At 62.9% G+C, this 15,539-nt stretch carries 12 protein-coding genes; 5 read left to right on the forward strand and 7 right to left on the reverse strand.

Features of this window, described 5'->3' with window-relative positions; genetic code table 11:
• Window positions 1-90: 90 nt before the first annotated feature.
• Together C7G61_RS27380 and C7G61_RS27385 are read left to right on the forward strand one after the other, a co-directional pair.
• Window positions 91-1,005 carry an SDR family oxidoreductase gene (locus C7G61_RS27380; RefSeq protein ID WP_108519792.1) on the forward strand — a complete coding sequence of 305 codons (915 nt, stop codon included), beginning with the start codon at window positions 91-93 and terminating at the stop codon, window positions 1,003-1,005.
• A 365-nt stretch (window positions 1,006-1,370) separates the two neighbouring features.
• A complete protein-coding gene (locus C7G61_RS27385; RefSeq protein WP_202975801.1) occupies window positions 1,371-2,306 on the forward strand; it encodes an SMP-30/gluconolactonase/LRE family protein in 936 nt (311 codons plus the stop codon).
• Window positions 2,307-2,441: 135 nt separating this feature from the next.
• Here the strand turns inward: C7G61_RS27385 and ppc are convergent, their stop codons facing one another.
• The 3 genes from ppc to C7G61_RS27400 all read right to left on the reverse strand — a co-directional run bounded on the left by ppc (window position 2,442) and on the right by C7G61_RS27400 (window position 7,966).
• Complete coding sequence (gene ppc, locus C7G61_RS27390) at window positions 2,442-5,234, reverse strand: phosphoenolpyruvate carboxylase (RefSeq protein WP_108519793.1); 2,793 nt, start codon at window positions 5,232-5,234, stop codon at window positions 2,442-2,444.
• A gap of 225 nt (window positions 5,235-5,459) precedes the next feature.
• Entirely contained in the window at window positions 5,460-6,998 is a 1,539-nt protein-coding gene (locus C7G61_RS27395; protein WP_190242005.1) for an acyl-CoA synthetase, read from the reverse strand.
• Window positions 6,999-7,150: 152 nt separating this feature from the next.
• Window positions 7,151-7,966 (reverse strand): crotonase/enoyl-CoA hydratase family protein, encoded by an 816-nt coding sequence (locus C7G61_RS27400; protein WP_108519795.1) that lies wholly within the window; start codon window positions 7,964-7,966, stop codon window positions 7,151-7,153.
• 101 nt (window positions 7,967-8,067) lie between these two features.
• On the opposite strand from C7G61_RS27400, the gene C7G61_RS27405 reads away from it, so the two are divergent.
• Window positions 8,068-8,940, forward strand: coding sequence for an SDR family oxidoreductase (locus C7G61_RS27405; RefSeq protein ID WP_108519796.1), 873 nt, complete (start codon window positions 8,068-8,070; stop codon window positions 8,938-8,940).
• 185 nt (window positions 8,941-9,125) lie between these two features.
• Complete coding sequence (locus tag C7G61_RS27410; protein WP_108519850.1) at window positions 9,126-10,706, forward strand: fatty acid--CoA ligase; 1,581 nt, start codon at window positions 9,126-9,128, stop codon at window positions 10,704-10,706.
• Window positions 10,707-10,831: 125 nt separating this feature from the next.
• On the opposite strand, the gene C7G61_RS27415 is transcribed toward C7G61_RS27410, so the two are convergent.
• Window positions 10,832-12,106 carry an acyl-CoA dehydrogenase family protein gene (locus C7G61_RS27415; RefSeq protein ID WP_108519797.1) on the reverse strand — a complete coding sequence of 425 codons (1,275 nt, stop codon included), beginning with the start codon at window positions 12,104-12,106 and terminating at the stop codon, window positions 10,832-10,834.
• A gap of 223 nt (window positions 12,107-12,329) precedes the next feature.
• Between C7G61_RS27415 and C7G61_RS27420 the strand changes: the two genes are divergently transcribed.
• Entirely contained in the window at window positions 12,330-13,109 is a 780-nt protein-coding gene (locus C7G61_RS27420) for an enoyl-CoA hydratase-related protein (protein WP_108519798.1), read from the forward strand.
• 40 nt (window positions 13,110-13,149) lie between these two features.
• On the opposite strand, the gene C7G61_RS27425 is transcribed toward C7G61_RS27420, so the two are convergent.
• From C7G61_RS27425 to C7G61_RS27435, 3 genes are read right to left on the reverse strand one after another with little or no spacing between them, the layout of a single operon-like run.
• On the reverse strand, window positions 13,150-13,524 hold the full coding sequence (locus C7G61_RS27425) for a DUF6285 domain-containing protein (RefSeq protein WP_108519799.1): 375 nt from the start codon (window positions 13,522-13,524) through the stop codon (window positions 13,150-13,152).
• A gap of 57 nt (window positions 13,525-13,581) precedes the next feature.
• Complete coding sequence (locus C7G61_RS27430) at window positions 13,582-14,571, reverse strand: phosphotransferase family protein (protein WP_108519800.1); 990 nt, start codon at window positions 14,569-14,571, stop codon at window positions 13,582-13,584.
• Window positions 14,568-15,353 (reverse strand): enoyl-CoA hydratase/isomerase, encoded by a 786-nt coding sequence (locus C7G61_RS27435; RefSeq protein ID WP_108519801.1) that lies wholly within the window; start codon window positions 15,351-15,353, stop codon window positions 14,568-14,570. The genes C7G61_RS27430 and C7G61_RS27435 overlap by 4 nt, the downstream gene beginning before the upstream one ends.
• Window positions 15,354-15,539 lie beyond the last annotated feature (186 nt).

Below are 15,539 nucleotides of genomic sequence, written 5' to 3' on the forward strand. Positions count from 1 at the left end.
GCGATGCGCAGCATCGAACCCGGAATCTCGAGATTCCGGGTTCCCGCTTCGCGGGCCCCGGAATGACCGACAGCAACAGGAGAATCCCCAATGACAAAATCACTGCAAGACAAGGTCATCATCGTCACCGGCGCAGGCCGCGGCATCGGACGCGAGATCGCGCTGCTCTGCGCGGCCGAAGGCGCCAAGGTCGTGGTCAACGATCCCGGCGTTGCCGCCGACGGCGCCGGATCGAGCGCGGCACCCGCCGAGGAGGTGGTCGAGGAGATCAAGAAGCGCGGCGGGACTGCGGTGGCCAACTTCGAGTCGGTGGCGGAGGCGATCCCCGCCAGCAAGATCGTGAAGACGGCGACCGATCATTTCGGTCGGCTCGACGGCGTGGTCAACAACGCCGGCATTCTGCGCGACATGATCTTCCACAAAATGAGCGTGGAGGCGTTCGAGGCCGTCATCAAGGTGCACCTGATGGGCTCGTTCTACGTCTCTCACGCCGCGGCGCGGCTGTACCGCGAACAGGAGAGCGGCTCCTTCGTGCACTTCACCTCGACCTCGGGCCTGATCGGCAATTTCGGCCAGGCCAATTACGCCGCCGCCAAGCTCGGCATCGTCGGGCTGTCGAAGTCGATCGCGCTCGACATGGGCCGCTTCAACGTGCGCTCGAACTGCGTATCGCCGTTCGCCTGGACCCGCATGATCGGCACCATCCCGACCGAGACCGAGGCCGAGAAGGCGCGCGTGGCGAAAATCCAGCAGATGGGGCCGGAGAAGATCGCGCCGATCTGCGCCTATCTGCTCAGCGACGCCGCCAAGGACGTGACCGGACAGATTTTTGGGGTACGCATGAACGAGATCTTCCTGTTCAGCCAGAATCGTCCGCTGCGCTCGGTGCAGCGGAGCGAAGGCTGGACGCCACAGACCATCGCCGAGCACGGCATGCCGGCGCTTGCGGGATCGTTCTACAAGCTCGACCGCTCCGCGGACATTTTCCCCTGGGATCCGATCTGACGGCTTTATGAAAACGGTCGTCCCGGCTGGTTGCTGGGACGACTATCTTCGATTGCTCAGCGCACCCCGCCCGCTTTATGCCGAATTGCGGGCCGATGTTTTCCTCCCAACAAAAAGCACGGGAGGAAATCATGACAACCTCGCTGACCTTTCCCGATCCCCAACGTGATAAAGGCGGCGGTTTCGACCGCCGCAAGATACTGACAGGCGCCGCGGCGCTTGCCGCCTCCGCCGTCACGATGAAGACGGCTTCTGCCGCCTCCGTCGCGCCGCTCGGCCAGACCGGCGCGCCAACAACGGCATCGCCGCCCCTGCCGCTCGGCCCGCTTCCCGGTGCCCGCTATCCGGACTCTCGCCTGGAGTCGATGAAGAAGCCGAAGGTTTCGTTCGGGCCGACCGGCTTTCCGGCCTTCGCCGGCACCATGGCGGTCGAGCGCGTCGCAACCGGATTCCGCTGGGCCGAAGGCCCGGTCTACTTTCCGGCTGGGCGATATGTTCTGTTTAGCGACATCCCCAATAACCGCATCATGCGCTTCACGGAGGACGACGGTCACCTCAGCGTCTACCGCCAACCGTCGATGAACTCGAACGGCAACACCATCGACCGCGAAGGACGCCTGATCACCTGCGAACACAGCGGTCGACGGGTGACCCGGACCGAACTCGACGGCTCGATCACGATCATCGCCGACAAGTACAATGGCAAGAAGCTGAACTCGCCAAACGACGCGGTCGTTGCGGCCGACGGTTCGATCTGGTTCTGCGACCCGGCCTACGGGATCGGCGGCTATTACGAGGGCATCAAGGCCGACCCCGAGCAGGACAAGAAAAACGTCTACCGGGTGGATCCGAAATCCGGCGACATCAAGATGGTGGTCGATGACTTCGTGCAGCCGAACGGCCTTTGCTTCTCGCCCGACGAGAAGAAGCTCTATATCTGCGACACCGGTTTCACCGACGGGCCGGACAACCCGTCGCATATCCGCGTGTTCGACGTAGATCTCGGGGCCGGAAAGCTTTCGAACAGCAAGGTCTTTGCGGACATGCCCAAGCCCAGCATTACCGACGGGCTGCGCTGCGACACCGCCGGGCGCCTTTGGTGCTCCGTGGGTTGGGGCGATCCGAATGAGGACGGCGTGCGCTGCTACACGCCTGACGGCGATCTGCTTGGCAAGATCCACATCCCGGAGACCGTCGCCAATTTGTGCTTCGGCGGCCAGCAGCGAAATAGACTTTATATCTGCGGCTCGTCATCGCTGTATGCGGTCTATACCAGTGCGCAGGGTGCGATGAAGCCGTGAGCCGCAACGGCTGTCATTCCGGGGCGACGCGAAGCGTCGAACTATGATGCGCAATTGCGCATCCGAGAATCTCGAGGTTCCGGGGTCGCGCTCACGCGCGCCCCGGAACGACGGTACTCAACAATCAAAGTCCCCTCACCCGCTATTCCGCAACCCTGCGGAAATGCCGTTGATCGTCAGCTGAATCCCGCGCAGAACCTGCTCGTCCGGGTTCTGCGCGCGATGCTCCTTCAACAGCTCGACCTGCACATGGTTGAGCGGATCGAGATAGGGGAAGCGGTTGCGGATCGATCGTTCCAGCAGCGGGTTGCCTTGCAATAGTCGCTCATGGCCCATGATGTCGAGCAGCGTCTCGATCGAGGAATGCCATTCGCGCCGGATGCGCCCAAAAATGCTTTCACGCAATTTCACGTCAGGCACCAGTTCGGCATAGCGCGAGGCGATCGCGATCGAGCTTTTGGCCAGCACCATGTCCATGTTCGATAGCAGCGTGCGGAAGAACGGCCATTCGCGGTAGAGCTCCTGCAGGAACGGCATGCCCTGCTCCGGATGTTCCGCGATCCAGGTCTCGACCGCCGAGCCGAAGCCGTACCAGCCTGGCAGCATCAGCCGGCATTGCGCCCAGCTGAACACCCAGGGAATGGCGCGAAGGTCCTCGATCTCGCGGGTCTTCTTGCGCGACGCCGGACGGCTGCCGATGTTGAGCGTCGAGATTTCGGTGATGACGGTGGAGCCCCAGAAATAATCGGCGAAGCCCTCGGTCTCGTAGACCAGTCCGCGATACGCCTTGAAGGCCAGCGCGGAAAGTTGCTCCATTGCGATCAGATATTCCTTGCGCGGCGCGCTCTGCCGCGGATGAAGCAGGCTCGCCTCCAGCGTGGCGGCAGCGAGGATTTCCAGATTGCTGCGGCCGACTTCCGGGTTGGAATATTTGCTCGAGATGATCTCGCCCTGCTCGGTGATGCGGATCTGGCCATTCACCGCGCCGCCGGGCTGCGCAATGATGGCGTCATAGCTCGGACCACCGCCGCGGCCGACCGAACCGCCGCGGCCATGGAATAGCCGCAACCGCACATGGTGGCGTTCGAACACCTCGACCAGTTCGATTTCGGCCTTGTAGAGCTCCCAGCCCGAGGTGACGAAGCCGCCATCCTTGTTGCTGTCGGAATAGCCCAGCATGACTTCCTGGACGCCGCCGCGGCTGTCCACCAGCCGGCGGTAATCATGCAGCGACAGCATCCGGTCCATGATGCCGGAGGACGCCTGCAAATCCTCGATGGTCTCGAACAGCGGCACGATGTTGATGGCGCTGCGGCCGGAGGGATTGATGAGACCGACCTCCTTCAGGAGCACCGCCACCTCCAGCATATCGGACATGCCCTTGCACATGGAGATGATGCATTGGTGGATCACATCGGTGCCAAACCTGGCATGCGCTTCGGCAGCCGCGCGGAACACCGCGAGTTCGCCCAGCGTCTCCTCGCTGTACTTGACGAACGCCGAACTGAGCGGCCTTGTGCTGCGCAGTTCATTCAGCAGCAGATTGACGCGGGCTTCTTCGTTGAGGTCCAGATAGGACATCCCGTGGATCGCCGCGTCGAACAGTTCCGCGACCGTGCGTTCATGCACCGCCGAATTCTGCCGGATGTCGAGCCGGGCGAGATGGAAGCCGAAACAATCCACGGCTCGGCGCAATGACCGCAGCCGGCCGCGCGCGATCACGCCGGAATTGTTCGCGATCAGAGAACGATCGAGCACGTCGAGATCGGCTTTGAACTCCTTCACGCTGGCATAAGGCGCGGCCTCGCCGACTGGTCGACGGGTGGTTTCAACCTCCAGCCGCACCGCGGTCGCCGTTAGCCTTGCATAAATGCCGGACACCGCCAGCCGATAGGGTTCGCCGCTCCGGTGCGGCGAGGTGTCCGGCGAGCGTCCGGCCAGCGCGCGCAATTCGTCGGAGACATCGGCAAGATGCGCCGCCAGCGACAATTCCGAGCCGAGGACGTGCAACTCTTCCAGATAGAAGTTCATCACGCGGCTCGACTGCAGCCGCAGCGTGCCGCGCATGACGTCGGCAGTGACAAACGGATTACCGTCGCGATCACCGCCGATCCAGCTTCCCATGGTCAGGAACGAGGCCAGTTCGCCCGGCGTGCCGCCTTCCTCCTGATTCAGCCGATCCTCCAGCGCGCAATGCAGCCGGGGCACCTCATGCAGAAACGTGTAGTCGTAGAATGAGAGACCGTTGGCGACCTCGTCCAGCACGGTCAGCTTGGTCCGCCGCAGGAGATTGGTCTGCCACAGCGTCAGCACCGCACGGCGCAACTGCTCGGCGCTGGCCTCGATTTCTTCCGGCGTCATCTGGACGCGTTCGCGGCGGTCGAGCAGAGACGCGATCTCCATCTCGCGGTCGATCGTGCTCTTGCGTCGGACTTCAGTCGGGTGCGCGGTCAGTACCGGGCTGACCTGAGCATCCCTGAAGAAGCGCCGCAACTCCGCTGCGCTGAAGCCGGCCGTCTTGGCATGTAACAACGTCTGCGTCAGCAGGCTCGGGCGCGGCCCGCCGGGGCCGCGGCCGCGCATCTGGCGGATGTTGTTCTGATCTTCGGCGATGTTGGCGAGGTGCGAGAAATAGCTGAAGGCGCGGACGATCTGCACGGTATCGGCGGTCGACATGCCGTCGAGGATGGTCTCGAGTTCCCGCCGCGCCAGCTTGTCCTCGTCGCGATGGAACCGGATCGAGGTCTGCCGGATGCGTTCAACCAGGTCGAACACGTCGGCGCCCTCCTGGTCGCGCACGGTATCGCCGAGAATACGGCCCAACAGGCGGATATCGGTCCGCAGCCGTGCGTCTTCCTCCAGCGCCAGCGCGTCATCGCTGCGATTCGACTGGGCCTCGGTCTCGGAAGGCACGGTCTGGGAGGACACTATCTGGGAAGACATGGCTGGCTACCTCAGAAATTGCCCGGCAATTCCGAGTGTGCAAGTTTTTTGCCGCAGTGCAAGATAAAGATGGAGACACCACGGCTGTCGTCCCCGCGAACGCGGGGACCCATACTCCGTGTCGTCTCTTTAGGGCACGCTGGGAGAGACCTTTTTGCAAGCCCCGCAGCCGGTGGCTATGGGTCCCCGCGTTCGCGGGGACGACAGAAATCAAATCCTCCGCCCTGCCCGCTCCCAATAGGGATCGCGCAGGCGGCGCTTGAAGATCTTGCCGGAATCTTCCCGCGGCAGGTTGGACTGGATCTCGATGTGTTTTGGCACCTTGTAGTCGGCCAGCGAAATCTTGAGCTGCCCGCGGACGGAGGCGATGTCGAGCGTCACCCCCGGCTGCGGCTCCACCACGGCCATCAGCGCCTCGCCGAATTCCGCGTCGGGAATGCCGAACACCGCGCAATCATGCACGCCCGGTATCGCATGCAGCGCGGCCTCGATCTCGGCCGGATAGATGTTGACGCCGCCCGAAATTACCATGTCGCGCTTGCGGTCGCAGATGAAGACATAGCCGTCGGCGTCGATGTAGCCGACATCGCCCGAGGTGATGAAGCCGTCGCGATCGATCTCGGCGCGCTTTTCCGGCTTGTTGTGATAGGTGAAGTCCGGGTTGCCCGCGATGCGCGAATAGATTTCGCCGATCTCGCCCTGTGGCAACTCCCTCCCGTCGTCGCCGATGAAGCGTAATTCCGCGCCGGGCGAAATCTTGCCGACGGTGCCGGGCTTCCTCAGCGCGTCCTCCGAAGTGGCAAAGGTGACGGCGCCCGACTCGGTCGAGCCGTAGAATTCGTAGATGATCGGCCCCCACCATTCGATCATCGCGCGCTTGACGTCGGCCGGACAGGGCGCGGCGGCATGAATGATGTGGCGCAGCGACGACATGTCGTATTTCCTGCGGACCTCCTCCGGCAGCTTCATCAGGCGGATGAACATGGTCGGCACCATGAAGATGGTGTCGATCTTCTCGGTCTCGACCACCCGCAAAAATTCTTCCGCATCGAAGCGCGGCATGATCGCCAGTGCGCCGCCGAGTCGGCCGGCGCGCAGGCCGAACGAGTTCGGCGCGGAATGATACAACGGCCCCGGAAGCAGCGCGCGGGCCCCCGGCTTGAGGCCGTAGATCATCCCGCGCATGGCTTCAGCTTTGGCAGTCTGCTCCGGTGTCGGCGCGAAGCGGCGCACGCCCTTGGGATGGCCTGTGGTGCCCGAGGTGTAGATCATGTTCTGGGGTTGCGGCACCGCCGGCCCGTCATAGCGCGGGTGCTGCCTCAGCCAGGATTCGAAATCGATCGCGAAATCGGGCGTGGTGAGGTGATCGGGATTGATCTTGTAGTTGGCGATAATTTCCGGCGGCGTCGGCACGCTGAGCGCGGTGACGCCTTGTGGTATCGCCTCGCGCAGCTGGTGCAGCATGTCGGCATGTGCGATCAGCACCGAAGTGCCGGAATCCTTCAGCACATAATTGATCTCTTCCGGCTTGAAGTGCCAATTGACAGGCACGCCATAGGCGCCGAGCCGCATCGCCGCATAGGCCGCCTCGATGAAGGCGATGTCGTTGCGCATCAGCATGGCGACGCTGTCGCCCTGTTTGACGCCGAGTTTTTGCAATCCGCCGGCGATGCGGTCGGTGCGATCGGCGACCTCATCGTGGCTGCGCTTGCGCGGGCCGCTGATGATGCCGTGGAAGGGGGATGACATTGTCTCTTTCCGATCTGTTGCCGGGTTTGAAAGCCGTGCAGTCATTCCGGGGCGATGCGCAGCATCGAACCCGGAATCTCGAGATTCCCCGGTGTGCAATTGCACACCTGAGGTCTGGTCCTTCGGACCATCCCGGAATGACGGCAAGAAACTTACCCCGCGTCCGCGAACCGCGGCGCGCGTTTTTCCATATTGGCGCGCACCGCCTCGGTCTGGTTGGGGCTGCCGAGCAGCTTCTGCTGTTCGACGGATTCAGCCATTAGCGCCGGAGCCGGGTCGACGGACAGTTTGTTCAGCATGCGCTTGGCGGCGCGGATCGCATCGGGACTCTTGCCGGCGATTTCGCGCGCGACCTCGAAGGCCACAGCAAGCGGATCGTCGCAGATCCGCGTCGCGAGGCCGTAACTCATGGCTTCCTGGGCGGAGAAGATGCGCCCGGTATAGGTCAGATCGCGCAGGATGTCGTCACGGACCAGGCTCGCGAGGATCGGCGTGCCGGCCATGTCGGGCACCAGCCCCCATTTGATTTCCATGATCGACATCCGCGCGTCCGGCGTGAGGAAGCGCATGTCGGCACCGAGCGCGAGCTGGAAACCGCCGCCGAACGCCACACCCTGGATCGCGGCAATCACAGGTACCGGAAGCTGACGCCAGCCCCACACCGCAGCTTGCGGAAAGTTCGCCACTCCATGCGTGCGTGCAGTGAGGTCACGTTTCTCGCCACCGGCGATCCCATTACCGCCGTTCTCCTTCATCGCGGCGAAACGTCCCATATCGAGACCGGCGCAGAACGCCCGCCCCTCCCCGGACAATACTACCACCCTAACCGCCTTTTCATGGGCAAGCCGTTCGGTCGCAGCCACCAGCGCCTCGAACATCGCGGCGTCGAGCGCGTTCATCTTGTCGGCCCGCACCAGCCGGACGTCAGCGATGCCGTCCGAAATCGAGATCGAAACGCGTTGCTCCATGATAATTCTCCTCCACACTTCCTTCTTGGCGCTTTACAGAACGGCTGTTGCCGGTTTTAGTCAATCGACCAATTAACAGACAATTCCCGTGGGTGGAAACGATGTTCAACGATCAGCTTCTCGCCGGGCGGCGCATTCTCGTGACCGGAGGCGGCACCGGCCTCGGCAAGTCCATGGCCGCGCGGTTTCTCCAACTGGGAGCCGAGGTCCACATCTGCGGCCGCCGCAAGATCGTGTGCGACGAGACCGCGACCGAATTGATGGATCTTCATGGCGGGCGCGTGGTCAGCCACGGCGTCGACATCCGCAATGCGCTTGCCGTCGACGAAATGATCGAACAGATCTGGACCGAAGGTCCCCTCACCGATCTCATCAATAACGCCGCCGGCAATTTCATCTCGCGCTCGGAAGAACTCTCGCCGCGCGGTTTTGATGCCGTCGCCAACATCGTGATGCACGGCACCTTCTACGTGACGCATGCGGTCGGCCGGCGCTGGATCGCCGCCAAGCTGCCCGGCAACGTGGTGTCGATCACCGTGACCTGGGTGCGCAACGGCTCGCCCTATGTGGTGCCGTCGGCGATGAGCAAGTCGGCGATCCATGCCATGACGATGTCGCTGGCGGTCGAATGGGGCAAGCACGGCATCCGCCTCAACACCATTGCGCCGGGCGAAATCCCGACCGAGGGCATGAGCAAGCGCATCAAGCCCGGCGACGAGGCTGGCGCGCGCACCCGGGCGCAGAACCCGATGGGCCGGGTCGGCACCATGGAGGAATTGCAGAATCTTGCGGTGTTCCTGATCTCCGGCGGCTGCGACTGGATTAACGGCGAGACCATCGCCATGGACGGCGCGCAGGCGCTTGCGATGGGCGGCAATTTCTATCAGTTGCGCGATTGGAGCGACGACGACTGGAACAAGGCGCGCGACTCGATCAAGGCGCAGAACGAAAAGGACCGCGCCGCGCGGGGCTAGGTTGTCGTCCCTGCGAACGCAGGACCCATAACCGTTCGTTTTGCGAAGGCGACTGACCGCATCGCCTTTATCGATAAGCCGCGGCGTATGGGTCCCTGCGTTCGCAGGGACGACGTACCGTATTGTTTTTCGCGCGCGATGACGCCAAACTCCGCGCAACGAAAACAAATCACTACGGGAGCGACATGTCCGCGCCAGAGCAACTGACGAACCTTGCCGACATGGTGCGGGAGCGCGCCAGAACGCGCGGCGACGCGATCGCCTATGAGTTCGAGGGACGCCAGACAAGTTTCGCCGAATTCGACATCAACACCAACCGTGTTGCGAATGCGCTGATCGCGCTCGGCGTCAAGCCGGGCGAGCGCATCGCCCATCTCGGCAAGAACAGCGACTTCTATTTCGAGCTCTTGATGGGCGCGATGAAGGCCAAGGCGGTGATGGCGCCGGTCAACTGGCGTCTCGCCGGCCCGGAGGTCGCCTTCATCGTCGCCGACTGCAAGGCGCCGGTGCTGTTCGTAGGCCCCGAGTTCATCACCCAGGTCCGCAACATCAAGGCGCAATTGCCAGATGTGCATCACGTGATCACGACCGAAGGCGGCGCGCCGGAATGGCAGGATTTCGCAGCCTGGCGCGATGGCGCCAGCAGCGACGACCCGAAGGTGCCGATCAGCCCGAAGGACATCGCGATCCAGCTCTACACCTCGGGCACCACCGGCAAGCCGAAGGGCGCGATGCTGTCGCACGCCAATTTCCTCAATCTGGTGAACGCCGGCAGCGAGGCCGAGAAGCCCGAGTGGAACAAATGGACGAACGACGACGTCTCGCTGGTGGCGATGCCGATCTTCCATATCGGCGGCTCCGGCTGGGGCGTCATGGGCCTCTATCACGGCGCCAAGGGCGTGATCGCGCGCGAGTTCGATCCGACCAAGGTGCTCGATTTCTTCGAGCAGTCCGGAATTACAAAACTGTTCATGGTGCCGGCCGCGATGCAGTTCGTGGTGCGGCAACCGCGGGCGCGGCAGGTCGATTTCTCCCGGCTGAAATACATGCTCTACGGCGCCTCGCCGATTCCTGCCGCCCTGCTGAAGGAGTGCATCGAGGTGTTCAAGTGCGGCTTCGTGCAATTGTACGGTATGACCGAGACGACAGGCACCATTGTAGCCCTTCCGCCCGAGGATCATGTCGAGGGGCTGGAGCGGATGCGCTCCGCGGGCAAGGCCCTGCCCGGCATCGAGCTTGCTATCCTCGACCCCGACGGCAAGCGATTGCCGCCGCGCCAGGTCGGCGAAATCGCCACCCGCTCCGGCTCCAACATGGCCGGCTACTGGAACCTGCCCGAGGCAACCGCCAGGACGCTCGGCAGCGACGGCTGGCTGCGCACCGGTGATGCCGGCTACATGGACGAGGACGGCTATCTCTATATCCACGACCGCATCAAGGACATGATCATCTCCGGCGGTGAGAACATTTACCCGGCCGAAGTCGAGAGCGCGATCTGCGATCATCCTGATGTCGCGGAAGCCGCCGTGATCGGCATCCCCGACGACAAATGGGGCGAAGCGGTCAAGGCGATCGTCGTGATGAAGCCGGGCAAGCAGGCGACCGCCACCGACATCATCAATTTTGCCCGCGAGCGCATCGCCGGATTCAAGACACCGAAGTCGGTGGATTTCATGGAGGCGCTGCCGCGAAATCCGTCGGGGAAGATTTTGCGGCGGAATCTGCGCGAACCGTATTGGGCAGGCAAGGACCGGCAGGTGAACTAGCCTCACCGTCATTGCCTGCGACAAACGCGGAGCGTTTGCGCAAGGGAGCGAAGCGACGAAGCTATCCATCTTTCCGTTATGCCGCGATATGGATTGCTTCGCTTCGCTCGCAATGACGGCGGAGCTCAATGCTTCCCTGCTCCCATATACCCAAACAGGAATCCCGCCACTTTCCGCTTCTGGATTTCCTCGCTGCCCTCGGTGATGCGGTAGCGGCGGTGGTGGCGGTAGATGTGTTCGAACGGCTTGTGGCGTGAATAGCCCATGCCGCCGTGGACCTGCATGGCGCGGTCGGCGGCTTCGCAGCACAGCCGGTTGGCCCAAAAATTACACATCGACACCCGGTCGGAGAGCGTGTGCTCGACCTGCGCCTGGGTGAGCTGGTCCATCTCCCACGCGGTCTTGCGGATCAACAGCCTGAGCATCTCGGCCTGCGTCGCAAGCTCGACCAGCGGCCACTGGATCGCCTGGTTCTCAGCCAGCGCCTTGCCGAATGGTTTTCGCTCGCGCGCGTATTTGACGCTCTCGTTGATGCAGTAGACCGCAGCGCCCAGCGAACTTGCCGCCTGCCGGATGCGGTTCTCGTGCACAAAACATTGCGCCAGCGATAGTCCGCGGCCGATTTCGCCGAACAGCGCATCCTCAGGCACGAACACATCGGTGAAGCTGACGCGCGGATGATCCGTCGGCATGTTGAAGGTCCACATGTATTCCTCGACCTTCACGCCCGGGCTCTTGGCCGGCACCAGCAGGCAGGTAATGCCGCGCGCGTCGCCGTCATTGCCGGACGTGCGGGCAAACAGCGCGCAATGGGTCGCAACATGCATGCCCGTGGTCCACATCTTCTGGCCGTTGATGATCCAGCCCTTGACGTTGTCACGGGTCGCCTGAACGGCCCTGGTTTCCATATGCGTCGCGTCGGAGCCGTGCTCGGGCTCGGTGAGACCAAACGTGATGCGATACTTGCCTGTGATCGAGCCGTCGATCATCGCCTTCTGCGCATCGGTGCCGTAGCGGTCGAGCATGGTTACAATCGGCAAATTGCCGACGATCGAATGTTCGTTCTGCAAATCATTGTGCAGGCCGAGGCCTTTCGAGGCAAAATGCTCACGGATCACGGCCATCCAGAGGTTGGAGCCATCCTTGCCGCCATAGCGCTTCGGGATCGCGAAGCGCAGATGGCCCGCGGCGTCCGCGAGGTTCTTGGCCTTGCGCAGCAGCGCTTCCCATTCATGCCGCGGCAGGCCGCCGTTCTCGAAATCGGTGCGCGCCCATTCGCGGCGATGATCGAAGAAGCGGATGTTGTCGTCGGCCTCCTCCAGCGGCTTGATCTCGCGCGCGATGAAGCGGTCGAGCTCATCGAGATAGGCGACAAGGTCTGCAGGCAGGTTGAAATCCAAGGCAGTCTCTCCCGGAAATGTCGTTTGTTTTGATTTGCGTTTAGGCGCTATGCAGCGCTCCCGCTCGGATCGATTTAGGTTGGAAGACCCGGTCCAAGTCAAGCAACGGAATGAGGCTTGGCACGCGCAGGCGCCTTGCGTAATTGGATGGTATCGGACGCCGCGCTGGCGCTATGATCGTGGTCAATATTCTTCTCCGCAGAAAATCGAAACGGGAGCAAACATGGATCTGAAATTCTCCAAGGTAACGCGCAAGGGCCCGATCACGATCATCACCCTGTCGCGGCCCGAAGTGTACAATGCGTTGCATATCGACGCGCATTTCGAACTCAACAAGGTGTTCGACGATTTCTGCGCGGACCCTGCGCAATGGGTCGCGATCGTCACCGGCGCCGGCGACAAGGCGTTCTGCGCCGGCAACGATCTGAAGTGGCAGGCGGCGGGGGGAAAGCGCGGCTGGGACAAGGGCGGTTTTGCCGGCCTCACCTCGCGGTTCGACTGCGACAAGCCGATCATCGCCGCCGTCAATGGCGTGGCGATGGGCGGCGGTTTTGAAATCGCGCTGGCGTGCGACCTCATCATTGCCTCGGAGAATGCCACCTTCGCGCTGCCCGAGCCGCGCGTTGGCCTCGCGGCCCTCGCCGGCGGCGTGCACCGCCTGCCGCGGCAGATCGGGTTGAAGCGCGCCATGGGCATGATCCTCACCGCGCGCCATGTCTCGGCCAAGGAGGGGCTTGAACTGGGCTTCGTCAACGAAGTGGTGCCCGCCGGGGAAGCGCTGACGGCGGCCGAGCGCTGGGCGGAGACGATCTGCAAGAACTCGCCGATGTCGATCCGTGCCTCCAAGCAGGCGATCCAGCGCGGGCTTGACGGATCGCTGGAACAGGCGATCGCCGAGCAGCGCGAGTACCCGGCCGTGAAGGCGATGGCGGCCTCGCAGGACTACATCGAGGGGCCGAAGGCGTTTGCGGAGAAGCGTCCGCCGAAATGGCTGGGGAAATAAGGATCCCTTGTAGGATGGGTAGAGCGAAGCGAAACCCATCCTACGATTTCCCCAGCTCCCTTTTGTACGACGCGTAGTTCGGCTGATCGACGGCGAGCTTGTCCATCGTCGTCTGCCAGAGATGTTCTGCCAACCCCGGCGTCTGCAGATCGACCTCGCCTTTGGCAATCTTGTCCGATAGCGCGCGATTCAATTCGATCAACGTGCCATCCGCGCCGGTCAACTGCTTCAGGCGCTCAGACTCCGCGGCATCGCCCCCCTGCTCCAGCGCCAATTGCCGCGTGACCAGATCCAGCGCGTTGATGCCGACGCGGAGCTTGAAGGCGTCGTGGCCCTTGATCACGGGAGTGATCTCGTTGCGGAGGAAATCCGCGACCGCCTTGATCAGTTCGGTGGGTGTCGGTTCGTCCTGCATCTTAATCTCTCTTTTTAGGCATGATCTTATCCGAAAACCGGTTCCCACTTTTCGGGATCATGCCTTCCCTCTCGGAGCAAGCAATCTCAGCAAATCGATTTCCGTCTCCGACGAACGCCGCCCGATCATGGCGCGCTCCATCGAGTGATCGGGGCCGGAGCGAAAGCGCTGCATCATGCCGCAGCACATGATGCCCCAGCGCAGCGTGCCCATCACTTCCCAGAACATCACGCGATCGGGGTCGGCCTTGCGGCCGGCTTCCTCATAGCCCGCGAATAATTCTTCGCGCGAACCAAAACCGCCGACCGGCTTGTCGATCTCGCCGAAGCGCCAGGAGTTGACGCAGATCCACCCCAAATCTTCCATCGGGTCGCCGAAATGCGCCAGCTCCCAATCCAGCACCGCGCGGACGCCGTCGGGGCCGATGATGAGGTTGCCATGGCGGAAGTCGCCATGCACCAGCGTCACCTCTTTCGACGGCCCGGGATCGCGCTCGCGCAGCCAGCGCAGCGCCAATTCGAACACCGGACGAGGCCGGCCGAAGCTGCGGTATTCCCGCTCGAGGTCGGCAATCTCCTTTGTCGCGCTCATCTCGCGCAGCTTCGGCAGTTTGGATGACGGCAAGCCGTGAATGCCGGCGATGACCTTGCCGAGCTGTCGCGCCAAAATCGGCCGCGCCTTGGCGAATTGCTCATCGCGAAGAATCTTGCGCGCGATGGTCTCGCCCTCGATGCGCTGCATGATGAAGCCGGTGCCGAGTTCGTCCTCGGGCTTCAGCACACGCATCACGCGCGGCGACGGCAGGCCGGCGTCATGCGCGAGCTGCATCAAGACAGCCTCGGCATCGAGGCCGGCGGCCCGTCCCGGCGACGCGCCATAGCCCGGCGGCGCCCGGCGCAGGATGGCGCCGGTGGTTCCGCCCGCGTGCACGATGTCGAACGTCCAGGTCTCCTGGCTGGCGCCGCCGGAAAGTTTGGCGGCCCCAGTCACGCCGGTCGCTCCCGGATACCAGGAGGCGACGCAGCGTCCGAGTTGTTCCTCGATCATTTCCCTTTGAACTTGGCGGGACGCTTTTCCAGGAACGCGGCGACGCCTTCCTTGAAATCCTCTGCTGCGCCCGCGATGCGTTGCGATTCGAATTCGAGGTTAAGCTGATCCTCGAAGGAATTTTCCGGGCTGTCCCAATAGAGTTTTCGGATCAGCGACAGCGCGATCGTCGGCCCATTGGCGAGTTCATGCGCGAGTTTCATCGCCTCTTCCATCAGCACCGCATCGTCATGGACGCGGTTGATGAGGCCCCATTCCAGCGCCTTCTCGGCCGGCAGCCGCTCGCCCATCAAGGACAATTCGACCGAACGCGCCTTGCCGATCATGCGCGGCAGCAGCCAGGTCGAGCCGCAATCCGGCACCAGGCCGATGCGGCGGAACGCCTGCAGGAAATAGGACGAGCGCGCGCACACGATCATGTCGCCCATCAATGCAAAGCTCATCCCGGCGCCGGCGGCGGGACCATTGACCGCCGACACGATCGGGCAATGCAGCCGGCGCAGGCGCCGCAGGAACGGATGGAAGCCGATTTCCAGCGAGGAGCCGGCGTTGCTCTTGCCGGGCTTGTTGCGGCCCTGCAGATTGGCGCCGGTGCAGAACGCGCGCCCGGCGCCGGTCAGCACGAGGCAGCGCACCTCCTCCCGCTTCTCCTCGATCGCGTCGAGCGCCTCGCCGAGGCCGCCCAGCATGTCCATCGAGACCGCGTTCATGACCTCCTGATGGTCGAGCTTGAGAATGGCGACCGGGCCATCGAAATCGAGCGTGACGTGCTTGAACTGCATTGCTTCCTCATGACTTGTGTTTACGCGCTATTTCGCTGCGCGGAAGATCTGAAGGGGTTCTCGGCCCATATTTGATTTTCCGGGCGCGCTTGTCCATGCTTGCCGCAGAACATCTGCCCGCCACCGGGCGCAAACCTGTTATTGTTTGTGCATGATCTTTTTCGGAAAACCGGTGTCCACTTTTCC

Source organism: Bradyrhizobium algeriense (assembly GCF_003062295.1).
Taxonomy (GTDB): domain Bacteria; phylum Pseudomonadota; class Alphaproteobacteria; order Rhizobiales; family Xanthobacteraceae; genus Bradyrhizobium; species Bradyrhizobium algeriense.